At 59.5% G+C, this 24,728-nt stretch carries 23 protein-coding genes; 10 read left to right on the forward strand and 13 right to left on the reverse strand.

All coding sequences use genetic code 11. The features are described from left to right. Nucleotides 1-170 precede the first annotated feature (170 nt). Nucleotides 171-1,547 carry a glutamine synthetase family protein gene (locus tag QOL84_RS08540; RefSeq protein WP_129392299.1) on the reverse strand — a complete coding sequence of 459 codons (1,377 nt, stop codon included), beginning with the start codon at nt 1,545-1,547 and terminating at the stop codon, nt 171-173. Between the two features lie 282 nt (nt 1,548-1,829). On the opposite strand from QOL84_RS08540, the gene QOL84_RS08545 reads away from it, so the two are divergent. From QOL84_RS08545 to QOL84_RS08565, 5 genes are all read left to right on the forward strand, one after another. Further along, a complete protein-coding gene (locus tag QOL84_RS08545; RefSeq protein ID WP_283436916.1) occupies nt 1,830-2,591 on the forward strand; it encodes a gamma-glutamyl-gamma-aminobutyrate hydrolase family protein in 762 nt (253 codons plus the stop codon). 346 nt (nt 2,592-2,937) lie between these two features. Further along, entirely contained in the window at nt 2,938-4,080 is a 1,143-nt protein-coding gene (locus QOL84_RS08550; RefSeq protein ID WP_129392293.1) for an ABC transporter ATP-binding protein, read from the forward strand. Nucleotides 4,081-4,109: 29 nt separating this feature from the next. Then, a complete protein-coding gene (locus QOL84_RS08555) occupies nt 4,110-4,991 on the forward strand; it encodes an ABC transporter permease subunit (protein WP_372238478.1) in 882 nt (293 codons plus the stop codon). Continuing rightward, entirely contained in the window at nt 4,988-5,860 is an 873-nt protein-coding gene (locus QOL84_RS08560) for an ABC transporter permease subunit (RefSeq protein ID WP_283436917.1), read from the forward strand. The genes QOL84_RS08555 and QOL84_RS08560 overlap by 4 nt, the downstream gene beginning before the upstream one ends. 208 nt (nt 5,861-6,068) lie before the next feature. Further along, nucleotides 6,069-7,166, forward strand: coding sequence for a polyamine ABC transporter substrate-binding protein (locus QOL84_RS08565; protein WP_129392258.1), 1,098 nt, complete (start codon nt 6,069-6,071; stop codon nt 7,164-7,166). 249 nt (nt 7,167-7,415) lie between these two features. Here QOL84_RS08565 and thpR read toward each other — a convergent pair whose 3' ends face one another. Continuing rightward, nucleotides 7,416-7,937 (reverse strand): RNA 2',3'-cyclic phosphodiesterase, encoded by a 522-nt coding sequence (gene thpR, locus QOL84_RS08570; RefSeq protein ID WP_283436918.1) that lies wholly within the window; start codon nt 7,935-7,937, stop codon nt 7,416-7,418. Nucleotides 7,938-8,043: 106 nt separating this feature from the next. Here thpR and QOL84_RS08575 point away from each other — a divergent pair, with 106 nt between their 5' ends. Next, the gene (locus tag QOL84_RS08575; protein WP_129392252.1) at nt 8,044-8,238 is read left to right on the forward strand and encodes a hypothetical protein; all 195 of its coding nucleotides are present in this window, start codon (nt 8,044-8,046) and stop codon (nt 8,236-8,238) included. Between the two features lie 106 nt (nt 8,239-8,344). Here the strand turns inward: QOL84_RS08575 and QOL84_RS08580 are convergent, their stop codons facing one another. Together QOL84_RS08580 and QOL84_RS08585 are read right to left on the reverse strand one after the other, a co-directional pair. After that, nucleotides 8,345-8,698, reverse strand: a complete 354-nt coding sequence (locus QOL84_RS08580) for a DUF1428 domain-containing protein (protein ID WP_283436919.1) — start codon at nt 8,696-8,698, stop codon at nt 8,345-8,347. Nucleotides 8,699-8,700: 2 nt separating this feature from the next. Continuing rightward, the gene (locus tag QOL84_RS08585) at nt 8,701-9,783 is read right to left on the reverse strand and encodes a hypothetical protein (RefSeq protein ID WP_283436920.1); all 1,083 of its coding nucleotides are present in this window, start codon (nt 9,781-9,783) and stop codon (nt 8,701-8,703) included. A gap of 287 nt (nt 9,784-10,070) precedes the next feature. Here QOL84_RS08585 and QOL84_RS08590 point away from each other — a divergent pair, with 287 nt between their 5' ends. Beyond that, on the forward strand, nt 10,071-10,346 hold the full coding sequence (locus tag QOL84_RS08590) for a hypothetical protein (protein WP_283436921.1): 276 nt from the start codon (nt 10,071-10,073) through the stop codon (nt 10,344-10,346). 55 nt (nt 10,347-10,401) lie between these two features. On the opposite strand, the gene QOL84_RS08595 is transcribed toward QOL84_RS08590, so the two are convergent. After that, nucleotides 10,402-10,608, reverse strand: a complete 207-nt coding sequence (locus QOL84_RS08595) for a hypothetical protein (protein ID WP_129392239.1) — start codon at nt 10,606-10,608, stop codon at nt 10,402-10,404. Between the two features lie 347 nt (nt 10,609-10,955). Between QOL84_RS08595 and QOL84_RS08600 the strand changes: the two genes are divergently transcribed. Beyond that, on the forward strand, nt 10,956-12,281 hold the full coding sequence (locus QOL84_RS08600; protein WP_129392236.1) for an OprD family porin: 1,326 nt from the start codon (nt 10,956-10,958) through the stop codon (nt 12,279-12,281). 212 nt (nt 12,282-12,493) lie between these two features. Here QOL84_RS08600 and QOL84_RS08605 read toward each other — a convergent pair whose 3' ends face one another. From QOL84_RS08605 to QOL84_RS08625, 5 genes are all read right to left on the reverse strand, one after another. Further along, nucleotides 12,494-12,826 carry a DUF2790 domain-containing protein gene (locus QOL84_RS08605; protein WP_283436922.1) on the reverse strand — a complete coding sequence of 111 codons (333 nt, stop codon included), beginning with the start codon at nt 12,824-12,826 and terminating at the stop codon, nt 12,494-12,496. A gap of 78 nt (nt 12,827-12,904) precedes the next feature. Continuing rightward, nucleotides 12,905-13,108: a co-regulatory protein PtrA N-terminal domain-containing protein gene (locus QOL84_RS08610; RefSeq protein ID WP_283436923.1), complete on the reverse strand. Its 204-nt coding sequence runs from the start codon at nt 13,106-13,108 to the stop codon at nt 12,905-12,907. A gap of 212 nt (nt 13,109-13,320) precedes the next feature. Continuing rightward, complete coding sequence (locus tag QOL84_RS08615; RefSeq protein WP_283436924.1) at nt 13,321-16,470, reverse strand: CusA/CzcA family heavy metal efflux RND transporter; 3,150 nt, start codon at nt 16,468-16,470, stop codon at nt 13,321-13,323. 27 nt (nt 16,471-16,497) lie between these two features. Continuing rightward, nucleotides 16,498-17,691, reverse strand: coding sequence for an efflux RND transporter periplasmic adaptor subunit (locus QOL84_RS08620; protein WP_283436925.1), 1,194 nt, complete (start codon nt 17,689-17,691; stop codon nt 16,498-16,500). Between the two features lie 49 nt (nt 17,692-17,740). Then, complete coding sequence (locus QOL84_RS08625; RefSeq protein WP_283436926.1) at nt 17,741-18,988, reverse strand: TolC family protein; 1,248 nt, start codon at nt 18,986-18,988, stop codon at nt 17,741-17,743. Nucleotides 18,989-19,576: 588 nt separating this feature from the next. Between QOL84_RS08625 and QOL84_RS08630 the strand changes: the two genes are divergently transcribed. Together QOL84_RS08630 and QOL84_RS08635 are read left to right on the forward strand one after the other, a co-directional pair. Beyond that, nucleotides 19,577-20,251: a heavy metal response regulator transcription factor gene (locus tag QOL84_RS08630; RefSeq protein ID WP_283436927.1), complete on the forward strand. Its 675-nt coding sequence runs from the start codon at nt 19,577-19,579 to the stop codon at nt 20,249-20,251. Further along, a complete protein-coding gene (locus tag QOL84_RS08635; RefSeq protein ID WP_283436928.1) occupies nt 20,248-21,654 on the forward strand; it encodes a heavy metal sensor histidine kinase in 1,407 nt (468 codons plus the stop codon). Before QOL84_RS08630 ends, QOL84_RS08635 begins: the two co-directional genes overlap by 4 nt. 194 nt (nt 21,655-21,848) lie before the next feature. Here the strand turns inward: QOL84_RS08635 and QOL84_RS08640 are convergent, their stop codons facing one another. The 3 genes from QOL84_RS08640 to QOL84_RS08650 are packed head-to-tail and all read right to left on the reverse strand — an operon-like array spanning nt 21,849 to nt 24,723. Further along, nucleotides 21,849-23,591 carry an ABC transporter substrate-binding protein gene (locus QOL84_RS08640; RefSeq protein WP_129392184.1) on the reverse strand — a complete coding sequence of 581 codons (1,743 nt, stop codon included), beginning with the start codon at nt 23,589-23,591 and terminating at the stop codon, nt 21,849-21,851. Nucleotides 23,592-23,639: 48 nt separating this feature from the next. Then, nucleotides 23,640-23,912 (reverse strand): DUF2160 domain-containing protein, encoded by a 273-nt coding sequence (locus tag QOL84_RS08645; RefSeq protein WP_103305295.1) that lies wholly within the window; start codon nt 23,910-23,912, stop codon nt 23,640-23,642. A gap of 10 nt (nt 23,913-23,922) precedes the next feature. Then, entirely contained in the window at nt 23,923-24,723 is an 801-nt protein-coding gene (locus tag QOL84_RS08650) for a carbohydrate ABC transporter permease (protein ID WP_102357788.1), read from the reverse strand. Nucleotides 24,724-24,728: the final 5 nt, after the last annotated feature.

Genomic DNA, 24,728 nt, shown 5'->3' on the forward strand with positions numbered 1-24,728 from the left:
CCGACCGAAGTGTCTTGGGAGATGCACCGACCTGAATGACCGAGTCGAATATGGATTCGGCAAAAATCGTTCAGGTCGGCGGATTGCCCGAGCATCCCCGGATCAGTCCCCTCTCCCTTTGGGAGAGGGTTAGGGTGAGGGGCTCTTCGGCTTCTGAGGGCCAGAACCCATCACACCGTGTGCAGATACCAGTTGTACTCAAGGTCAGAGATCGAGTTCTCGAACTCGGCCAACTCACTTTCCTTGCACGCGACGAACACGTCGATGTACAGCGGGTCGATGTACTTGGCCATGACTTCGCTGTCGTCCAGCTCGCGCAGTGCGTCGCGCAGGTTGTTCGGCAGGCTCTGTTCGTTCTGCTCGTAGCTGTTGCCTTCGACCGGAGCACCCGGTTCGATCTGGTTGGTCAGACCGTGGTGAATACCGGCCAGCACCGAAGCCATCAGCAGGTACGGGTTGGCGTCGGCACCGGCGACACGGTGTTCGATGCGCACGGAGTCCGGCGAACCGGTCGGTACGCGCACGGCCACGGTGCGGTTGTCGATGCCCCAGCTTGGCGAGTTCGGTACATAGAACTGCGCGCCGAAACGGCGGTACGAGTTGACGTTCGGGCAGAGGAAGGCCATTTGCGCAGGCAGGGTCTCCAGCACACCGCCGATCGCGTGACGCAGGGCGGCGTTCTGCTCGGGATCCTCGCTGGCGAAGATGTTGTTGCCTTCTTTGTCCAGGATCGAAATGTGCACGTGCAGACCGTTGCCCGCCTGGCCCGGATACGGCTTGGCCATGAAGGTGGTGTCCATCTCGTGGTCGTAGGCGATGTTCTTCACCAGACGCTTGAGCAGGACGGCGTAGTCGCACGCCTTGATCGGGTCGGACACGTGATGCAGGTTGACTTCGAACTGCGCCGGGGCGCTTTCCTTGACGATCGCGTCAGCGGGGATGCCCTGCTCTTTCGCGCCTTCGAGGATGTCTTGGAGGCAATCGACGTATTCGTCGAGGTCGTCGATCAGGTACACCTGAGTCGATACCGGACGCTTGCCGGACACCGGCGAACGCGGCGATTGCGGACGACCGTTCACGTTGTCCTGGTCGATCAGATAGAACTCGAGTTCAAACGCGGCGCAGATAGTCAGGCCGAGGTCATCGAATTTGCGCACGACGTTGGCCAGCACTTCACGCGGGTCAGCGAAGAACGGCTGGCCTTCGATCTCGTGCATGGTCATCAGAAGTTGTGCGGTTGGGCGCTTCTGCCACGGCTCGATGCTCAGAGTGCCGGGGATCGGATAGCAAATACGGTCAGCGTCGCCGATGTCCAGACCCAGGCCGGTGCTTTCCACCGTGGAACCATTGATATCGAGCGCGAAAAGCGAGGCCGGCAGGTTGATACCTTTTTCGTAAACCTTATGAAGACTGGTGCGTTCGATGCGCTTGCCGCGCACCACACCGTTCATATCCGCAATCAGAAGGTCGACGTACAAAACCTCAGGATATTTCTTAAGGAATGCGTTTGCTTCGTTGAGTTGAACGGTACGCAGAGGGACCGACATGATGCACCTATTTAGCTGTTAATTATTATGTTCACTACTGTTTCGCCGAGCCAGTCAACCCGAACGGCAAAGTGAAGTCAATAGCGAACAGATGGCCGCTCAGGGTTTATTTTTCGGGCTTTTTTTAACACTTGCGTGCCAATACAGGCGCCAGAGCCCCGAGAATCATGAAGATATGATGAACGGCGTTTAGAATTTTTTACATGGCAGTTGTTAATTAAAATCAACGAGGCTAAGCTCCGGAAAAGCTCGTTCAAGTGTCAAACTTCGAGGTGAATAAAAATGGCATTCAAGCCATTGATCGGCGTTACTGCGTGCGTCAAACAGATTGGCCTGCACCCCTATCACATCAGCGGCGACAAGTACTTACGTGCTGTCAGCGTTGGCGCCAACGGGCTGCCAGTGGTCATTCCTTCCCTTGGCAACCTGACTGAAATCGAAGACCTGCTCGGTCAACTCGACGGTCTGCTGCTGACCGGCTCGCCCTCGAACGTGGAACCCTTCCACTATCAAGGCCCGGCCAGCGCGCCCGGCACGGATCACGATCCGGCGCGGGATGCCACCACCCTTCCTTTATTGCGTGCGGCCATTGCGGCGGGCGTTCCGGTGCTCGGCATTTGCCGTGGTTTCCAGGAAATGAACGTGGCGTTCGGCGGCAGCCTGCATCAGAAGGTGCATGAACTGCCGGGCATGCTCGATCACCGTGAAGCCGACAGCCCGGACGTGGCCGTGCAATACGCACCGGCCCATGCGGTGACCGTGCTCGATGGCGGTGTGTTCGAAGCGCTGGGGTTGCCGGGCGAGTTCCAGGTCAACTCGATTCACAGCCAGGGCATCGACCGCCTCGCGCCCGGCCTGCGTGCCGAAGCGGTGGCGCCGGACGGATTGATCGAGGCGGTCTCGGTCGAGCACAGCCCGACCTTCGCCCTCGGCGTGCAATGGCACCCGGAATGGCAAGTGCTCGACAACCCGAATTACCTGAAGATTTTCCAGGCGTTTGGTGCGGCTTGCCGACAACGGGCGGCGCGGCGCAACCAGCGCTGACATCAGCCAGCAATACATAACGATTTACTGCCCCCATGAATGTCGGGTGTGCCTTCGCGCATCCGTCATCCGTGAAAGACAACACCCGTAATAACAACAAGTACGACCCAGGCAGCCAGGACGGCGGCGCCGACCAAGTCAGGGCAACCCACTGAAAATGTGGCCCCTGTAGGAGCTGCCGAAGGCTGCGATCTGTTGATGCTGTTTGTAAACAACAAGATCAACAGATCGCAGCCTTCGGCAGCTCCTACAGGGCCATGTGTGAGGGGGATGGTTGTTCCTGGCTTGCAATCCACTTAAGCCCGGCCACATTGGCCAGGCGACTGAAACATGTTGGGAGTTTCACATGGCAAACGCCTCCAGCACTTACAGGAAGGCTCTTGAGGGTCATCAGCAACCGAAAAAGGTTCTGGTGAAAGTCGATCGCGTCACCAAGAAGTTCGACGAAACCACCGCAGTGGATGACGTGTCCCTGGAGATTCATCAGGGTGAAATCTTTGCCCTGCTCGGTGGCTCCGGTTCGGGTAAATCGACCCTGCTGCGCATGCTCGCCGGTTTCGAGCGCCCGACTGAAGGGCGGATTCTGCTCGACGGCGTGGACATCACTGACATGCCGCCGTACGAGCGGCCGATCAACATGATGTTCCAGTCCTACGCGCTGTTCCCACACATGACCGTTGCGCAGAACATCGCCTTCGGCCTCAAGCAAGACCGTTTGCCGGCCAGCGAAATCGACGCCCGTGTCGATGAAATGCTGCGCCTGGTGCACATGACCCAATACGCCAAACGCAAGCCGCATCAACTGTCCGGCGGTCAGCGTCAGCGCGTCGCCCTCGCCCGTTCGCTGGCCAAGCGTCCGAAGCTGTTGCTGCTCGACGAGCCGATGGGTGCGCTGGATAAAAAGCTGCGTTCGCAGATGCAACTGGAGCTGGTGCAGATCATCGAGCGCGTCGGCGTGACCTGCGTGATGGTGACCCACGACCAGGAAGAGGCCATGACCATGGCCGAGCGCATCGCGATTATGCACCTCGGCTGGATCGCGCAGATCGGCAGCCCGATCGACATCTATGAAGCCCCGGTCAGCCGCATGGTCTGCGAGTTCATCGGCAACGTGAACGCCTTCGACGGCACCGTGGTGGAAGACCTTGAAGGTCACGCGATCATCCACAGCCCGGACCTGCAGCAAAAGATTTACGTCGGTCATGGCGTCAGCACCTCGGTGCAGGACAAGTCGGTCACCTACGCGATCCGTCCGGAAAAAATGCTCGTCAGCACCACCAAGCCTGAGTTCCGCTACAACTGGTCCGAAGGCAAGGTGCATGACATCGCTTACCTCGGCGGCCACTCGGTGTTCTACGTCGAGCTGCCGGGCGGCAAGATCGTCCAGTCGTTCATGGCCAACGCCGAACGCCGTGGCGCGCGTCCGACCTGGGACGACAAGGTCTACGTGTGGTGGGAAGACGACAGCGGCGTGGTACTGCGCTCATGAAAACCTTCAATCAGCAATTCCTGCGCCTGGTGCCCAGCGGACGAAAACTGGTTATCGGCATCCCGTTCATCTGGCTGTTCCTGTTCTTCATGCTGCCGTTCTTCCTGGTGATGAAGATCAGCTTCTCGGAAGCCGCGTTGTCGATCCCGCCGTACTCGGAGATCTACACCTACGCCGAACAGAAATTCCAGCTGATGCTGAACATCGGCAACTACACCATGCTCGGCGAAGACGAGTTGTACCTGTCGGCCTACCTCGGTTCGCTGAAGGTCGCGGCGCTGAGCACGCTGATGTGCCTGGTGATCGGTTTCCCGATGGCCTACGCAATCACCAAGACTGGCAAGGAAACGCAAAACGTCCTGCTGCTGCTGATCATGATGCCGACCTGGACCGCAATCCTGATCCGCGTTTACGCGTGGATGGGCATCCTCAGCAACAACGGTCTGCTCAACGCGTTTCTGATGTGGACGGGGCTGACCGATCACCCGATCGAGATCCTCAACACCAACACCGCCGTCTATATAGGTGTGGTTTACGCCTACCTGCCGTTCATGGTGTTGCCGCTCTACGCCAACCTCGTCAAGCACGACGGCAGCTTGCTCGAAGCCGCGTCGGATCTGGGTTCGAGCAACTTCAACAACTTCTGGAAAATCACTGTACCGCTGGCCAAGAACGGCATTATTGCCGGGTGCATGCTGGTGTTCATTCCGGTGGTCGGTGAGTTCGTGATTCCGGAATTGTTGGGTGGCCCGGAGACGCTGATGATCGGTCGCGTGCTGTGGCAAGAGTTCTTCAATAACCGCGACTGGCCGGTGGCGTCTGCGCTGGCGGTGGTGATGCTGTTGATCCTGATTGTGCCGATTCTGCTGTTCAACCGCAGCCAGGCCAAAGAGATGGAGGCACGAGGATGAAACGCTTCGGTTTTTCCAAGTTCATGTTGATCTTCGGCTTGATGTTCATTTATCTGCCGATGCTGATTCTGGTGATCTACTCGTTCAACGCATCCAAACTGGTGACAGTCTGGGGCGGCTGGTCGGTGAAGTGGTACGTCGGCCTGCTCGACAATACGCAACTGATGGGCTCGGTGGTGCGCTCGCTGGAAATCGCCTGCTATACCGCCGTTGCCGCCGTAGCGCTGGGCACCCTCGCCGCCTTCGTCCTGACTCGTGTGACGCGCTTCAAGGGTCGTACGCTGTTTGGTGGCCTGGTGACCGCGCCGTTGGTGATGCCTGAAGTGATCACCGGTCTGTCGCTGTTGCTGCTGTTCGTGGCCATGGCGCAGTTGATCGGCTGGCCGCAGGAGCGTGGCATCGTCACGATCTGGATCGCCCACACCACGTTTTGTGCAGCCTATGTGGCGGTGGTAGTCTCCGCCCGCCTGCGCGAGCTGGATCTGTCGATCGAAGAAGCGGCGATGGATCTCGGTGCGAAGCCGTTCAAGGTGTTTTTCCTGATCACCATTCCAATGATCGCGCCGTCGCTGGCAGCGGGCGGGATGATGTCGTTCGCCTTGTCGCTGGATGATCTGGTGTTGGCGAGCTTCGTTTCCGGTCCGGGTTCGACGACGTTGCCGATGGAAGTGTTCTCGGCGGTGCGTCTGGGCGTGAAGCCTGAGATCAACGCGGTGGCGAGCCTGATTCTGCTGGCGGTTTCCTTGGTGACCTTCCTGGTCTGGTACTTCGGCCGCAAGGCAGAAGCCAATCGCAAGCGTGCGATTCAGGAAGCGATGGATCAGACCGCAAACGAGTCGTGGCAGCAACCCGCAGCGGCGACTGCCTAAGCAACACTGATGAACAACTGTGGCGAGGGGATTTATCCCCGTTCGGCTGCGCAGCAGTCGTAAAACCTGAATACACAGTTTTCAGGTTGAACTGCAAGGGGCTGCTTCGCAGCCCAACGGGGATAAATCCCCTCGCCACAAGGTTATGTGTACAGCTGGTTTGTGCTTTTGATTAAAGTTTTTGAATAAGAAGAATGGAGTTGTACCGATGAAAATGTTTGGCAGGACTCTGCTGACACTGTCCTTAATGGGCGCAATGGTCATGGGCGCCCAGGCCAACGACAAGGTGCTGCGTGTTTACAACTGGTCCGATTACATCGCGCCGGACACCGTCAAGAAGTTCGAAGACGAGACCGGCATCCGTGTGACCTACGACGTCTTCGACAGCAACGAGACCCTTGAGGCACGTTTGCTGGCGGGCAAATCCGGCTACGACCTGGTCGTGCCGTCGAACAGTTTCCTGGCCAAGCAGATCAAGGCCGGTGTCTATCAGACGCTGGACAAATCGAAGCTGCCGAACTGGAAGAATCTCAACCCGGTGCTGCTGAAAAACGCCGCTGCCAGTGATCCGGACAACGCCCACGCGTTCCCGTACATGTGGGGCTCGATCGGCATCGGTTTCAACCCGGCCAAGGTCAAGGAAGTGCTCGGCGCCAATGCTCCGACCAATTCCTGGGACTTGCTGTTCAAACCGGAAAACGCTGAAAAGCTCAAAGCCTGTGGTATCAGTTTCCTCGACTCGCCGACCGAAATGATCCCGGCCGCCCTGCACTACCTGGGCTACCCGGTGAACGACCAGGACACCGCGCACATCAAGGAAGCCGAGGCGCTGTTCATGAAAATCCGCCCGAACGTGGCGTATTTCCATTCCTCGAAATACATCTCCGATCTGGCCAACGGCAACATCTGCGTGGCGGTCGGTTACTCCGGTGACGTGTTGCAGGCCAAGGCCCGCGCGGTGGAATCGGGCAACAACGTGGTGATCGACTACAGCATTCCCAAGGAAGGCGCCGGCAGCTTCTACGACATGGTCGCCATCCCGCGCGATGCAGCGAACGTCGAGAACGCCTACCTGTTCATGGACTTCCTGATGCGTCCGGACATCATCGCCGAGATCACCAACAGCAACGGTTACAGCAACGCCAACTCGGCGGCCACGCCACTGGTGGATGAAGCGATCCGTAACGACCCGGGCTCATACCCGTCGCAAGCGGTGATGGCGACGTTGTATGCGGTGCCGGATCAGCCGATCGCCACACAGCGAATCATGACCCGTGGCTGGACCCGGGTGAAACTCGGTAAGTGAGCCGATGATCGTTCCCACGCTCCGCGTGGGAATGCAGTCCAGGACGATCTGCGTCCCAAAGCGTGACGCGGAGCGTCACAAGAGGCATTCCCACGCAGAGCGTGGGAACGATCAGTGTAAATTTCAGAATTAGTGTTTTCCCGTTCACGCAGCGCCTTACCACCGCTGCACCCTGCTATGAACGGCCTCACCTGGCTCCCTCGGCTCGGGTGAATTCTCAGGCGCCCTCGGGCGCCTTTTTTTGTCGCTTCAAATCAGCGGCCAATCCTGCAGAACCCGGTAGCGGCCCTTGTGCGATTCGAACAGGGCAAAGCGTTCGGCGCGCAGGAAAAACTCGGGTAACGTCGCGGATTCCGGCTCCGGCGCGCGGTAGTCCCGGGCCAAGGTCAGGTGCGGGCGAAACTCGTGGGAGGTCTCCTCGAAACCGAACGGCAACATCGCCTGTTCCAGCGCGTAGACCAAGCGCAACAACGCCTGCGGCGCCTGTTCAGGCGCCAACGACAAGACCCCGGCACGATGCCAGACCTGCAAGCGATCCAGCAGAATTTTCAGCGGCTCCCCCGGTTTGCGCACTTTTCCAGCAGCCTCGCAAACCTCATTGATCTGCGCCAACGGCACAGCACCGAGGAACAGCAACGTCAGATGAAAATTGTCAGCCGGCACCGGCTTTCCGGTGCGCAAACCCAACTCCCCGCGCCACTGGGCGATTGCCTTGCGCTGCACCGCCGGGCAATCGAGGGCGAAAAACAGTCGTTTCGCTTCATCGGTCATGGCCCTGCCCCCTGTTTATCGTAATCGGGCGGATTCTACACAGCCTGATCAGACGACTCGTGTCAGGAAGCTATAGTTCAAGGATTGCCATCAATCGGAGGCCGCCATGCGCGAGATCCTCAGCAAAGAGCCGTGGTGGGCACGACCGCCGCATCCCGGGCAGGACGAACATGAGCTGGAATGGGGCTGGCTGGTGCATTACAGCGAGGGCGAGCCACGCTTCGAATTCGTCCGCGAACGGCCGACAGACGAACAGATCCGCAACCGCAAAGGCTGCCGAATCACCCCCTCCTCCGAATGACGCCTCTGTAGGAGCTGCCGAAGGCTGCGGTCTTTTGAGGTTGATTGAAAAAACAAGATCAAAAGATCGCAGCCTTCGGCAGCTCCTACAGGGAGGTGTGCGTGGTTCAGGGTTCCAGGAGGTATTGAAAGCCGCCGTAGATCATCCGCTGGCCGTCGAACGGCATCGGGTTGACGTCCGGTTTCATCCGTGGGTCTTCCATCATTTTTGCCATGCCGGCATCGCGGGTGGCTTTGTCGGGCCAGATCAGCCAGCCCGAGACCACGGTTTCGCCGTCCTTGAGTTTCACCGCCATTGGAAACGACGTGAGCTTGCCGTCAGGCACGTCATCGCCCCAGCATTCGGCGACGCTCAGCGCGCCGTACTCCTTGAACAGTTTCGCCGCGATGACGCAGTGTTGTTTGTACTGTTCACGATTGGCAGTCGGCACCGGCGCCACAAAAATATCGATGTAAGCCATGATCATTCTCCTTGTACGTTGGGTTCGATCTGCTGAGTAGTCGATTGCGGCGGACGCCATTCGACACCCTCCACACCCAAGCCGACCGACGGTGCTTCGCTGCCGGCCAGATTGCGCTCGACCTGCCCGGCCATGTGCAGCGCGCCGGCCATGACCCCGGTGGTCGGGTTCTGCACCAGTTTTAGCCAGGCCTTGTCGAAAGTGCCGCCGAGGCTGCTGCGGATCAGCGCTTCGCTGTCGGGACGGTCATTGGCCTGGATGATCGCGCGGATGCCCGCCACCCCCACCGAAATCAGCCCACCCGCCAGTTTGCCGGCTGCCGCCGCAACGGCACTGGCAGCCCCGCGCGGGGCCATTTCGGCCTCCATCCGCTGGCTGGCACGTTTGGCCACCGGCGCCATGCCGGCGTCGGTCGAGGCGATACCCTTGGCGCCGCCGTCGGTGTGGATCTTGTCGATCAGCGCGGCATACGCCGGCAAGGTGTTCAGCGGCGCGGTGCTGATGACTTGCAACAGCGACGCGTCCCGCGCCGGCGGCGGGCCGAGGGCGATGGCCGGGATCTTCTGCAAATGCCCGTTAAGCTGCGCAAGCGGTACGCGGTGACGCTGGGCGATGAGCGGCATCTGTTTGGCCATCAGCTGCGTATAAAACTCGGTGGCCTGCCCGAGGATCGCGTCCGGATCGATCTCCACCGCCACCGGCGCCAGTACTCTTTTCTGATATTGCTCAAGCAGATACGCCGCCAGGCGCTTGGCTGAAGCATCCTGTTCGCCACCGGCATTGACGGTGTACCAACTGACCTTCATCGACAGCCATTCCTGCGTCCAGTAGCTGCTGAACCACGGGATGAAATTTTCTTCAGTTTGCTGATAGACGCGAGTGCGCCAATGTTCCATCGAGCCACGGGCGAACAGCTTGACCTGCTCGGTGGCCTGTTGCGAGGCGCTGACGATTTCCCGGTCGATCTGCTGCCAGGTCTGCGGCGAGACGAACACGGCTTGCGGCGCCGCCACCGGCGCCCGGGTCGAGGTGGCGCAGCCGGCCAGCAGGAACAGGGCGGCGACGAGCAGCGCACGCGGGTTCACGGTGAGGGCGTCCTTGAAGATCCGGGGAGACAGATTTGAGTATAGGTGTGGGTTTAAGGCCGTTTGTCCGGTTTTGCCTGGTCTGGCGCCATCGCGAGCAGGCTCACTCCTACAGAAGAATGCATTTCAAATGTAGGAGTGAGCCTGCTCGCGATGGCGCCATCAGCAACACCCGAAAACCCCAACCATCATTGCCGTCGATATTCACCATTGCCACGATTGCCTTCCGCCTGCCGCCAACCAAAGGCACGATTGCCCCATCCGAGACACAACGAGGAGTTCACAGCATGATTCACACCCACGTCACACTCTCCGTGAGTTTCCCGGTGTTCGGCAGCAACTACTACGATCAGCACGCCGTGTCGCACAAGGCTCAGGCGCTGGTGTTCAACGAAAATTTCGAAGATCTGCTGATGCCCGCGGCGAGCAACCATTTCAGCAATGAAGTGGTCGGCATCAACGATCAGTTCCGCTTTCTGAGCGACATTCTCGCCACCCATTTGCTGGACATCGAGGCCTCAGTGCCTGCGCGATCCAGCGTCCAGGCGAGCGCTCATTTTTAATCGAGAGGCAATGACAGAGGGCGTTCCTGTGCGGGAACGCCCTCTTTGTGCTTAATCAGTCATCGTCGCGATCACGATAATAGCGACGGCCATCGCGGCGGTCGTCGTCGCGGTCATCCCAACGGCGGTCGTGATCGTAATTGCGCCCGTGATCGCGGTCGTAATGCCGGCCATGGCGGTGGTCATCATCAAAATCCGCGACACAGCCACCGAGCAATACGGCGGCGGTCACAGTCAGCAGCATCGTTGTTGCGCGCTTCATTCAACACATCCCTAAAACCAAGGTCTTGACGACGGAATCGGCCACGCTGCCCTCGTCCTCGCTTTCGCGACGCGGTGCGCGCAGCCGCCCATACGACCGGGTAAAAGCGCGTTGATTCAGTGGCCACTATCGACCGTTTGTCGCTCTGCGCGTTCGCCAGATTTGCTGGCTGGCGGATCGAAACCCACCCACCTGCACATGACGAAATTGTAATTCCCCCATCACCTTGGCGTTATCCGCAGCTTGCAACGATGTCACCCGGCGACCCTGCCGGCGCGCCTTTTGCGCCGAACAATAAAAACCACGCCGAAGCCCGTTCGCGTTCTGCCGAACCTCAGGAGTGATTGATGGTTAACAATTCAAAAATATCGATAGCCGCGTTAGCGGTGGTGGTTGGCTCCGGGCCGTCCATGGTGATGGCGGAGGACAAGCCGCAAGGCTTTATCGAAGGCAGCAGCCTGACGCTGCTCAACCGCAACTTGTACTTCAACCGAGATCATCGCAACGGCCAATCCAGCCCGACCGGCAATGGCTACTCCGAAGCCTGGGCGCAGGCGCTGATCGGCAAGTTCGAATCCGGCTTCACCCAAGGCACCGTCGGAGTGGGTGTTGATGCTTTCGCGATGATCGGTCTGAAACTCGACACCGGCGATGGGCGCAACGGTGGCCGCAGCTCGTTTGACGTGTTGCCGGTCAACAGCGACGGCGAGGCGCGGGACGAGTACACCAAGGTCGGTGGCGCAGCGAAAGTGCGCGCGTTTGATACGGTGCTCAGGGTCGGCGATGTCTTCCCCGCCAACCCGGTGGTCGCGGCGGGTGACTCGCGATTGTTGCCGGAAAGTTTTCGTGGCGTGACGGCGACCAACACCAGCATCGAGGGTCTGTCGGTACAGGGCGGGCGGCTGCATGCCATGAGCCAACCGGTGTCCAGTGACATGCGCGAGAACTTCGCGACGTTCTACGCCGGGCCGGTCAATTCGCCGTGGATCGCTTATGGCGGCGGTGATTATGCGCTGAACAAGAACCTCAGTTTCAGCCTGTATTCCAGTCGCCTGAAAGATGCATGGAATCAGTATTACGCTGGCTCCGCGTGGACTTATTCGCTGTCCGATGAGCTGTCGCTGTTCGCCGGCCTGAATTATTACAAGGCAGTCGACGAGGGCAAACAACTGCTCGGCGAATTCGACAACAACATCTGGAGCGGCCGCGTCGGCGTCAAGCTCGGCGCCCACTCCGTCGCCCTCTCCCACCAGCGCAACAACGGCAATGACGACTTCGACTACCTGCGCCAGTCCGACTCGATCTTCCTCGACAACTCCATCCAGTACAGCGACTTCAACTCGCCGAAAGAGCGCTCGTGGATGGTCCGCTACGACCTCGACATGAGCACTTACGGCGTACCCGGTTTGTCGTTCATGACCCGTTACGCACGCGGTTCGGACGCCGACTATTCCAACGCCAACGCCGTCTACATGCGCCGCGATGCCGAGGGCAATCCACTGACCGACCAGAAGCGCTGGGAGCGTGACATCGAAGTCAAATACGTGGTGCAGAGCGGCTCGATGAAAGACCTCTCGCTGCGCCTGCGTCAGGCCACGACCCGCGCCACGGCGTTTGAGTCGGACCTGGATGAAGTGCGGGTGATTATCGAATATCCGCTGGCGATTCTGTGACTGTTCGGTTCATGAAAATTCACCTTTAGAAGCTCCTTGCTCCTTTGGTAGAGGTGAATCCTTTGGCGTCCTTCGGGACGCCTTTTTTACGCCCACGAACCCCCCTGTAGGAGCTGCCGCAGGCTGCGATCTTTTGATCTGGTTCTTTTAAAATCACAGTCAAAAGATCGCAGCCTGCGGCAGCTCCTACACGGACCGCGCTCGGTGGGGATTCAGCCGCCGTTGTTACGGCATACGCCCATCACGTTGTATTTGAGGGTGTTGAGCTGACCTTTCGAGTCCTCGTAGGTCATGGCGGTGGGCACCACATTGCAGGCTGGCTGCGGCTTCACGACACTCACCACTTTGGCCACGTCGAGCTTCATCCCGTACGCGTAGTCCGTCACCACCGGCGGCGCTTTGCCCTGCTTGGCGGCGTATTGCTCCATGGCTTTGGCGTTGGCGCTGAAGGCGCGTTCGAAAGTACGGTCACCACCGCCTTCGGCAAGAACATTGACCGACGTCGCCAGGGCACCGGTGAACGCGAGCAACTTGAGCATTTTCATGTGTATTTCCTTTCCATCCAGACTTGAAAAAAGCCCGGCATCGATGCGCGATGACGGGCTTGTGCGGGTCCTGCCGGCTTACAGGTCTTGGGTTTTGTCGTCTTTCTTTTCATTGATGACCACCGGGTTGGCGGCGGCTTTTTCCTTGGCGATGAACAGCTCCATGGATCGGTCGTTGCTGGTCATCATCCGCTCGAAAGTGCGGTCGCCGCCGCCTTCGGCCAAAGCCAGGGAAGAGATCGCCAGAGCGGCTGCGAAGGCACTGATTTGGGCAAGTTTCATCTTTGATTCCTCGTTTAAGTAGCTGACGGAATCAAGGTAACAAGCCGAACCTTGCGTGACGGTGGCGTGGAAATTACATATCCGTTATCTCCCGGATCAGTGCACGGAAACCCTGTGGGAGCGAGCCTGCTCGCGAAAGCGGTGGTTCCGTCACATCGTGGTTGACTGACAGATCGCCTTCGCGAGCAGGCTCGCTCCCACAGGGGGATTAACTATTGAATTGGAACGGTGTCCTCATCCCGGCGATGGGCGAGTTGATAGAGCGCAGGCAATATCAGCAGCGTGAGGATCGTCGAGGACAGGATTCCGCCGATGACGACGGTTGCCAGTGGCCGCTGCACTTCGGCGCCGGTGCCGGTGGCCAGCGCCATCGGGATAAACCCCAGCGACGCCACCAGCGCCGTCATCAGCACCGGGCGCAGACGTGTCAGCGCGCCTTCGTGAATGGCATCGGACAGCGAACGCCCCTCCTCGCGCAAATTGCGAATGAACGCAATCATCACCAGCCCGTTCAACACCGCCACACCGGACAACGCAATAAACCCCACGCCCGCCGAAATCGACAACGGAATATCGCGCAACCACAACGCCATGACCCCGCCCGTCAGAGCAAACGGAATCCCGGTAAACACCAGCAAGCCGTCCTTGAGATTGTTGAACATCATGAACAACAAACCAAACACCAACAGCAACGCCACTGGCACCACAATCTGCAAGCGCTTGGCCGCTGATTGCAGTTGCTCGAACTGCCCGCCCCAACTGGTCCAGTAACCGGCCGGCACCTGCACGTCACGTTCAATAACTTGACCAGCCTCGCTGACGAACGAGCCGATATCACGCCCGCGCACGTTGGCGCTGACGATCACCAGACGCTTGCCGTTCTCGCGACTGACCTGATTCGGCCCAAGCACCAGGTCGAGGCTGGCGACGTCCTTCAGGGCGATAAAGCCGATCTGATTCGCCGAGCCATTCACCGCCGGCACCGGGATCAACAGCGCCGCCAAGCCGTCGATGTCCTTGCGCATGGCATCGGACAAACGCACGACCATGTCAAAGCGGCGATCGCCCTCGTACAACGTCCCGGCCTGCCGCCCACCCACCGCGACGGCAATGGTGTCCTGCACGTCGCCGACATTCAGCCCATAACGCGCGGCTTTATCGCGGTCGATGTTGATGGTCAGCACCGGCAAACCAGTGGTTTGCTCGACCTTCACTTCAGAGGCGCCCTTGACCTTCTGCATCGCTGCGGCAATTTTCGCCGCCGTGGCATTGAGCACGTCCATGTCATCGCCAAACACCTTCACCGCGACATCGCTGCGCACACCGGAGATCAACTCGTTGAAGCGCAACTGGATCGGCTGCGACAGTTCATAGTTGCTGCCCGGCAAGGTCGCGGCAGCCTTTTGCAGTTCATCCATCAGGGTTTCACGTGATTTGCCCGGGTCTGGCCACTGATCCTTGGGCTTGAGCATCACGTAACTGTCGGAGATGTTCGGCGGCATCGGATCGGAAGCGATTTCGGCGGTGCCGGTGCGGGCGAAGACGCGCTCGACCTCCGGCACTTTCGCCAGAATCAATGTCTCCAGACGCTGCTGCATGTCCACCGATTGCGTCAGGCTGGTGCCCGGCACGCGCAGGGCTTGCAAGGCGAAATCGCCTTCACTGAGGCTCGGCACAAACTCGCTGCCCATGCGGCTGGTAAGTACGCCGCTGAGCACGATCACACCCAGCGCCGCGCCCACGGCCACCGTGCGATGACTCATCACCCAGGCCAGCGCCGGCGCATAAACGTGACGGGCGCCGCGCATCACTGCGCCCTCTTCTTCCTTGACCTTGCCGGTGACGAACAGCGCAATCGCCGCCGGTACAAAGGTCACCGACAACAGCATCGCGCCAAGCAAAGCGATAACCACGGTGAACGCCATCGGGTGGAACATTTTCCCCTCGACGCCGCTCAGGGCGAAAATCGGCAGGTACACGACCATGATGATCAACTGGCCGAAAATCAGCGGACGCCGCGCCTCTTTCGCCGCCGCGAAGACTTCCTTGAAACGCTCGGCGCGGCTCAACAAACGTCCGTGATGCTGCTGCGCATGGGCCAGGCGGCGCAGGGTGTTTTCGACGATCACCACCGCGCCGTCGACGATGATGCCGAAGTCCAGCGCACCCAAGCTCATCAGGTTGGCGCTGACCTTGTTGCTGAACATGCCGGTGAAGGTGAACAGCATCGACAGCGGAATCACCATCGCGGTAATCAACGCCGCGCGGATGTTGCCGAGGAATAAAAACAGAATCGCGATCACCAGAATCGCGCCTTCGATGAGGTTCTTTTTCACCGTGGCGATGGCTTTATCGACCAGGTGCGTGCGGTCGTACACCGGCACGGCGATCACGCCGGCGGGCAAGGATTTGTTGATCTGTTCGAGCTTGGCCGCCACCGCTTGCGAGACCGTACGGCTGTTCTCGCCAATCAGTATGAACACCGTGCCGAGCACCACCTCTCGACCGTTTTCGGTGGCCGCGCCGCTGCGCAATTCGCGGCCGATTTCGACGGTGGCGACGTTCTTCACGCGGATCGGCGTGCCTTCGACATTGGCCATGACGATGTTGGCGATGTCCTCGGTGCTCGCCACTTGCCCTGGTGCGCGAATCAGTAATTGCTCGCCGCTGCGCTCGATGTAACCGGCGCCGACGTTGGCGTTGTTGCGCTCCAGCGCGGTGACCAGATCGGTCAGTGTCAGCTTGTACGCTGCCAGCCGTTTCGGATCCGGCGCGATCTGGTATTCCTTGGCAAAACCGCCGATGGTGTTGATCTCGGCCACGCCCGGTACGTTGCGCAATTGCGGTTTGATAATCCAGTCCTGAATCACCCGCAGATCGGTCGGCGTGTAGGTTGTGCCGTCGTCCTTGAGCGCGCCCTCCTGAGCCTCGACCGTCCACAAGAAGATCTCGCCGAGGCCGGTGGAAATCGGCCCCATCATCGCTTCCGCGCCTTCGGGCAATTGCTCCTTGGCGATCTGCAAACGTTCGTTGACCAATTGGCGGGCGAAGAACAGATCGGTACCGTCCTTGAAGATCACCGTGACCTGCGACAGCCCCGAACGCGACAGCGAACGGGTCTGCTCCAGCGCCGGCAGACCGGCCATCGCGGTCTCGATCGGAAAGGTAATGCGTTGCTCGGTTTCCAGTGGCGAGAACCCGGCGGCGCCGGTGTTGATTTGCACCTGGACGTTGGTGATGTCGGGGACGGCGTCGATCGGCAGTTTTTGATAACTGGCGATGCCGAGGCCGGCCATGAGCAGAACGGCGAGCAGGACGATGATGCGCTGCTCGATGGCAAACTGGATCAGGCGTTCGAACATGAGGATCTTCCGGTCGAAAGTAGCGGATCAGTGCGAGTGCTCGGCCGAGGCTTTGCCCAGTTCCGATTTGAGGACGAAGCTGCCGACGCTGGCGACTTGCACGCCCGGTTCCAGCCCCTGAGTGACTTCGACGTGGCCCGCGGCGCGACTGCCCAGCTCGACGGCCCGCGCTGCGAAGCCGTCATCGGTACGCACGAATACCGTGGGTTTGTCCTCGACGGTCTGGATCGCGGCTTCAGGCACGGCGACTTTTGCCTGGCGACTTTCAGTGGCGACCAGCGCCGTGACGAACAGGCCGGGACGCCACGAACCCTGCGGATTTTCCAGCGTGACGCGCACGGTCGCGGTGCGGGTTTGCTCGCCAAGCAAACTGCCGACATATGCCACGCTGCCGACGACTTCCGCGTTCAATTCTGCGGCGCTGACGGTGACCGCTTTGCCCACTTGCACCTTGTTCAGATCCTTCGGTGAAACACCGAACGTGACCCACACCCGCGACAAATCCGAGAGCGTGAACGCTGGCGTGGTTTCATCGACCACCTCGCCCGGCGTCAGGTGTTTTTCCACCACTACGCCGTCGAACGGTGCGCGCAACTCATAGCGATTGCCGCCGGTGGCGACGACGCTGCCGCTGAGTACGCTGATCTTTTGCCTGGCGTTGCTCACGGCAATTTCGGCTTCTTGCAATGCCTGGCGCGCCTGAAGAAAATCCTGCTCGGCAGAGATCTTGTCCTGCCACAACTTTTTCTCGCGCTCATAGGTGGTGCGCGCCAACGTCAGGCGGCGTTGCGCGGCAGCTTGCTCGCTGCGCTGATCGGAGATTTGCTGACTGGCGATCACCGCCAGCAACTGGCCCTTCTTCACCGTCTGCCCGAGGTTGACCGAGACCGTCTCGACCACGCCCGGCACACGTGGCACGACATGGGCGGTGCGGTCTTCGTCGAAACGCACTTCGCCGGGGAACGGCAGGCCGAGGTCGATGCTTTGCGGCTTTGCCTCGGCCAGTTGAATACCGGCTGCGCTAATCTGTTCGACGCTCAATTGGATGTGGCCCTCCTCGCCATGTTCGCCCTCTGCGGCAGCGCCCTCCTCGGCGTGATCGGCGTGCTCGGACGCCTCGTCGGCGTGGGCGTCGATACTCGCGTTACTTGACCACTGCGAGCCGATGCCAATGCCCAGCGCCAACGTCGCCACCGCGACAATCATCAGTTTTTTATCCATGGAAACTCCTCTGCGCCGTGCCTGCGCGCAGTGATCTGAAAAGTGAAATTCAAGGGCTGACGCTGAGCTCGCCGAAGATCCGTTCGATGCGTACGCGGGCGTCGGTCGCTTCGCTGACGGCCTGGATGTATTGGCTGCGCGCAGCGATCAATGTGCGTTGCGCGTCGAGCACATCGAGGAAGCCGAACTTGCCCATTTCGAACCCGCGCGTGGCGCTGTCGACCGCACTTTGCGCGGCGGGCAGGATGGTCTGGTTGAACGCGCTGACTTCGCCGTTGGCGGTCTGCCATTGTTCAAGGCTGGTCTGGATTTCCGTGCGCAAGCGCAGTTCGGTGGCGTTGCGCAGATCCCGCGCCTGATCGGTACGGCGTGCCGCCGCGAGGACGTTGCCCTGGTTGCGGTTGAACAGCGGGATCGGCATCGACAGCCCGACCACGTTGACCCGCTCGCGCTCGGCCTCGCTGTACTGGCTGCCGACGCTCACGGTGAGGTCGGGAATGCGCTGGGACTTTTCCAGTCCCAGCGACGCTTCACGCTGATCGATCTGCAAATTCGCCAGACGCAGCTCGGCGCTTTCGTTCAGACGCTCGAGCAATCTTGTCGGTGGCGGAACGGCCGGCATGCTTTGCGCGGGCGCCTGCACCCTGGTCGACGCCGGCAACGGCGCGCCCATGACCTGCGCCAATTGTTGGTAAGCAGTGGCTTGATCGCGTTCGGCGCGGCGCAGTTCCAGGCGCACTTCCGAGAGCTGCACTTGCGCTCGCGTGCCTTCGACGGGCGACGATTTGCCCGCCTCGATCCGCCCTTGGGCGACACGTAAACCGTGCTCAGCGAGTTGCAGTGACTGACGGGACAGCAGCAAGCGTTGCTGCGCGGTTTGCGCACTGTTGAACGCCTGAATCACATCGGCACGCAAGGCATTGCGCTTGCGCTCCAGTTCAATTGCGGCGGCATCCTGCGCACGGCTGGCAACATCGATACGGGCGCCGCGTTTACCGCCCAGTTCGATCGGCTGGCTGAGCATGATCGTCGTGGTGCGTGAGTCGCGACGGGTGTCTTCGGCTTCCCAAGACACTTCGGGATTGGGCATCAGCCCGGCCTGCTGGCAATCGCCTTCGGCAATGCCGATTTCCCACTGCGCAGCGGCCAGCTCCGGGTTGCCGGCAAAGGCGTTTTGCAGGGCCTGATCAAGCGTCAGGGTCGCAGCATTCGCGAGGCTTGCACTGGCGATCAGCAGCATGCCGCTGACTGTTTTTTTCAGGCGTGATCGCGCCGTCAGTTGTAATAAACCGGGCAATGGCAGACTTCCTTTGATTCAGGATTTTCAATGCCGCCACGGTAGGGTTTTGAACTTATCGACAAGGTGACTGGAACATTACAAATCTGTTATCCACGGTTTGCCGAAGTTGTTTTGTTCTAGGATGCGAAGTGCAAACGCTGTTGTCGTAATACATCGAAACAAATGCGGGTTAGAGATCTGCTGAACAGCACTTGTGAAAATCAATGTCATGGGGATTTTGTAGTTTTTGCTGCGACAGGCTGTCGCAGAGCGCCGTTTTAAAGCGCTTGGCGGTTGACCCTGTAGCCACTACAACCTTTATCGTTCGGACTTCCCCTCACCCCAGCCCTCTCCCGGGGGGAGAGGGAGCCGACCGAGATGTCTGGCGTTATATATCGACCTGTTACATCTAGTCGATTATGGATTCCGTAAAGATGTTCCACGTCGGTGCAGTTCTGAAGCATCCCACGTTTAGTCCCCTCTCCCTCTGGGAGAGGGTGAGGGGCTTCTTATCGTTATTGAACAACGTCCGGAACACCTCACAAAAACAATAAATTTCCCAGTCGCCTAAATTAAATACCCATTAAATAAAAGTGGTGAAAGATCATGCGAATCCTTGTCATCGAGGACGAGCTTAAAGCTGCCGAATACTTGCATCAGGGTTTGACCGAAAGTGGTTATATCGTTGACCACGCAGCCACCGGTGCCGACGGTTTGCACCTGGCACAACAGCAAGCCTACGACCTGGTGATTCTCGATGTGAATCTGCCCGAACTGGATGGCTGGGGTGTACTGGAACAACTGCGCCGCACGCACTCCACGCGAGTGATGATGCTCACCGCGCGCGGGCGTCTGGCCGACAAGATTCGCGGCCTCGACCTGGGCGCCGACGACTATCTGGTCAAGCCGTTCGAGTTCCCCGAATTGCTCGCGCGGGTGCGCACGTTGATGCGCCGCAGTGAAAACATTCCGCTGCCGCAGGTGTTGAAAGTCGCGGATCTGGAACTCGATCCGGGCAGGCACCGCGCGTTCCGTGGCGAGCAGCGTATCGACCTGACCACCAAGGAATTCGCCCTGCTGCACCTGCTGATGCGCCAGTCCGGCGAAGTGCTGACGCGCACGCAAATCATCTCGCTGGTGTGGGACATGAATTTCGATTGCGACACCAATGTCGTCGAAGTCTCGATCCGCCGCTTGCGGGCGAAAATCGACGACCCGTTCGAGAGCAAGTTGATCCACACCCTGCGCGGTGTCGGCTATGTCCTGGAATCGCGCGAATGAAGCCGGCCAGTCTGTCGATGCGCCTCGGTTTGACGGTGAGCATTCTCGGTGCGCTGCTGGTGGTGTTTCTGGCGATTCTGGCGTACTTCGCCCTGACCCATGAGCTGAATGCGCTGTCCCGAGACAGCCTGGAAAAGAAGATGCAACAGGTTGAACACAGCCTGTCGCTGTACGTCGACGCCAATGAAATCAGCGGTAAGCCGCACATTCTGCTCGATCAGGTAATGGGCCATGACAACCTCACGCTGACGATTTATGACCGCCTCAATCAGCGCTCGCCGCTGCTCAAATCCGGCTCGGGCCTGGCCGATCCACGGGTCGAATTAAAAGCCGTGCGCGCGACCACCGATCAACTGGCCTACAGCGACAGCACTGACACTGAAGGCAAGCAATTCCTTACCGCCTCCCAACTGATTCGCCTCAAGGACGGCAGCAGCGTGCCAGTGCTACTGTCGGTTGATAACGCCCACGATGAGGCCTTGCTCAGCGCCTATCTGCGCTCGACGCTGATTGCCTTGCCGTTGCTGCTGGTGTTCATCGGCCTCACGGCGTGGGGCGCGGTGCAGCGCGGATTGGCACCGATGCGCGAGTTTCGCAAAGTCGCAGCGATGGTCTCGACCCAGGATCTCGATCATCGCCTGTCGGTGGTGAACATGCCGCAGGAGTTGAGCGAACTGGCGCAGGGCATCAACTTCATGCTGCATCGGCTGGATGCCGGGGTGCAGCAGTTGTCACAGTTTTCCGATGATCTGGCGCATGAGCTGCGCACGCCGATCAATAACCTGATGGGCAAGGCGCAAGTGACGCTCTCACGCGAGCGCTCGGTGGACGAGTACAAGGATGTGCTGGTGTCGTGCACCGAAGAGCTGGAGCGGGTGGCGCGGATTGTCTCGGACATGCTGTTTCTGGCGCAGGTCAGTCATCCGTCGGCGCTGGCACCGTTTGAAGCGGTGGCGCTGGAGGTTGAGGCGGCGAAAGTGGCGGAGATGTTTTCGTTGTCGGCGCAGGACAAGCGCATTCACTTGAACGTCATTGGCAGCGCTTCGGTGTTGGGCGATCGGTTGATGATTCAGCGGGCGATTTCGAATCTGCTGTCGAATGCGTTGCGCCATTGTCCCGCCGGAAAAACCGTGACGTTGCTGATCGAGCAAGGCGCAAAGCAATCCTCGCTACTGGTCAGCAACCCTGGCGCCGGGATTGAAGCGCAACATCTGCCGTATCTGTTCGACCGCTTCTACCGTGTCGACAGCAGCCGCTCCAGATCGCAGGGCAGCACCGGGTTGGGACTGGCGATCGTGCGCTCGATCATGAGCCTGCATCAAGGCGTGGCCGAGGTTAAGAGCCTGCCGGGCGCGATGACCGTGTTCCGCCTGGGCTTCCCCACCACCGAATCACCTCTGTAGGAGCTGCCGCAGGCTGCGATCTGTTGATCTTGATCTAAAAACAAGAGCAAAAGATCGCAGCCTGCGGCAGCTCCTACATTGAATGTGTCGGCACCGCAAAAGCCTGTGGGAGCTAGCCTGCTGGCGATTGCGGTAGGTCGGGCACCAACAAAAACGGCACCTTGCGGTGCCGTTCGCCTTTCACATTTCAGCTATCACTTGCGCGCATCCGCCCACGATTTCAGGAGTTCGTTGTAGCTCACGGTCTCGCCCTTCGGCTTCTCGTTGGCCAGTTTCGGTTTCGGTGCACCTGGCTGATCAAACCAGTATTGCGCATCGCGCTCCGGGTTCATTTTCGGTGCGCACACCGCTTGGGCCTTGGAGCGTTCGAGGCGCGTCATGATTGCGTCCTGATCCTTGGCCAGGCCATCCAGCGCCTGTTGCGGGGTTTTCTCGCCGCTGGCCGCTTCGGCGATGTGGCTCCACCACAGTTGCGCCAGACGCGGATAGTCCGGCACGTTGGTCCCGGTCGGGGTCCATTGCACGCGGGCCGGGCTGCGGTAGAACTCGACCAGACCGCCGAGTTTCGGCGCCAGATCGGTCATCGCTTGCGAGTTGATGTCCGACTCGCGAATCGGCGTCAGGCCGACGATGGTTTTCTTCAACGAGACAGTTTTCGAGGTCACGAACTGCGCATACAGCCACGCCGCGAGTTTCTGTTTCTCAGGCGTGGATTTCATGAACGTCCACGAACCCACGTCCTGATAGCCAAGCTTCATGCCCTCTTCCCAATACGGCCCGCGCGGCGATGGCGCCATCCGCCATTTCGGCGTGCCGTCGGCGTTGACCACCGGCAGACCCGGCTTGGTCATGTCGGCGGTGAATGCGGTGTACCAGAAGATCTGCTGAGCGATATTGCCCTGCGACGGCACCGGGCCGGACTCGGAGAAAGTCATGCCCGCCGCTTCCGGTGGCGCGTAGGCCTTCAGCCAGTCGACGTATTTCTGCGTGGCGAACACAGCGGCCGGGCCGTTGGTGTCGCCGCCACGGGTCACGCTGGAACCGACCGGATGGCAATCCTCGACGCGAATCCCCCACTCGTCCACCGGCAAACCGTTGGGCAAGCCTTTGTCGCCGCCACCGGCCATGGAGAACCAGGCATCGGTGAAACGCCAGCCCAGCGACGGGTCTTTCTTGCCGTAGTCCATGTGGCCGTATACGCGTTTGCCGTCGATTTCCTTGACGTCTTCGCTGAAGAATTTGGCGATGTCTTCATAGGCCGACCAGTTCACCGGCACGCCCAATTCGTAGCCGTACTTTTCCTTGAACTTGGCTTTCAGATCGGCGCGTTCAAACCAGTCGGCGCGGAACCAATACAGGTTGGCGAATTGCTGGTCGGGCAGTTGATAGATCTTGCCGTCCGGCGCGGTGGTGAACGAGATGCCGATGAAGTCCTTGATGTCGAGGGTCGGCGAAGTGAAGTTCTTGCCTTCGTTGGCCATCAGGTCGGTGATCGATTCGGTCTTGCCGTAGCGAAAGTGCGTACCGATCAGGTCAGAGTCGTTGACCCAGCCGTCATAGATATTCTTGTCGGACTGCATCACCGTCTGCATTTTCTCGACCACGTCGCCTTCTTGCAGCAGGTCGTGGGTGAGCTTGATCCCGGTGATTTCGGTGAAGGCCTTGGCGAGCACTTTCGACTCGTATTCGTGGGTGGTCAGGGTCTCGGAAACGACCTTGATTTCCATGCCGCGAAACGGCTCGGCAGCCTTGATGAACCACTTCAATTCTTCGAGTTGCTGTTCAGCCGTCAGGGTCGACGGTTTGAATTCACTGCCGATCCATTTTTTCGCCGCGTCTTCGTAGGCATCAGCCCAGGCGACTGCGCTCAAACCGCTGAGTGCCAGCATGGCTGCCAATGAAATGCTATGTCGCAGCTTATTGTTTTTGTCGAACATAGAGACCTCCTGTTTAGGATTTCGGAGCACGGTTGCCGAATGACTCGACTAGCCCCAACGCATCACAGCCAACAGCCACACCAGGGACAACGCGGACGCCACCCAGATGCTCCAGTCGGTGGCGCCGATGACCAGCAAATGCAGGTAGGCGCTGCCGAGAAGACCGATAAACAAGCGATCGCCACGGGTGGTGGCAATCGGCAGAAAACCTCGCCGCAGGATGCTCGGCGAACGCAATTCCCACGTGGTCATGCCCACCAGCAGCAGACCAATGGCGATGAAGAACCCTGCTGTCGGGGTGGTCCAGCTCATCCATTCCATCATCAGCTCCTCAGACCCGGCCGAGGGCAAAGCCCTTGGCCACGTGGTTGCGAACAAACCAGATCACCAGCATGCCCGGCAGAATAGTCAACACCCCCGCCGCTGCCAGCACGCCCCAGTCGATACCCGAGGCCGACACCGTGCGGGTCATCACCGCTGCGATCGGTTTGGCATTTACCGAGGTCAACGTGCGCGCGAGCAGCAGTTCGACCCAGGAAAACATGAAGCAGAAAAACGCCGTCACACCGATACCGGAACCGATCAGCGGGATGAAAATCTTCACGAAGAACTTGGGAAAACTGTAGCCGTCAATGTAGGCCGTTTCGTCGATTTCCTTGGGCACACCGGACATGAAACCTTCGAGAATCCACACCGCCAATGGCACGTTGAACAGGCAGTGCGCCAACGCCACAGCGATGTGCGTATCGAACAAACCGATCGACGAATACAACTGAAAGAACGGCAGCAAAAACACCGCCGGTGGCGCCATGCGGTTGGTCAGCAGCCAGAAGAACAAGTGTTTGTCGCCGAGAAAACGATAGCGCGAAAACGCATACGCCGCCGGCAACGCCACGCTCAGCGAGATCACCGTGTTGAGGCTGACGTAGTACAACGAGTTGAGATAACCGTTGTACCAACTCGGGTCAGTGAAAATCACCTTGTAGTTGTGCCAGGTGAAATCCTGCGGAAACAGGGTCAACCCGCCGAGGATTTCGGTGTTGCTCTTGAACGACATGTTCAGCAGCCAGTAGATCGGCACCAGCAGGAACAGGATGTACACCAACAACGGAATAAGCTTTCTTTTGCTCATGGCCG

It is taken from the genome of Pseudomonas helmanticensis, assembly GCF_900182985.1.
In the GTDB taxonomy this organism is placed as follows: Bacteria; Pseudomonadota; Gammaproteobacteria; order Pseudomonadales; family Pseudomonadaceae; genus Aquipseudomonas; species Aquipseudomonas helmanticensis.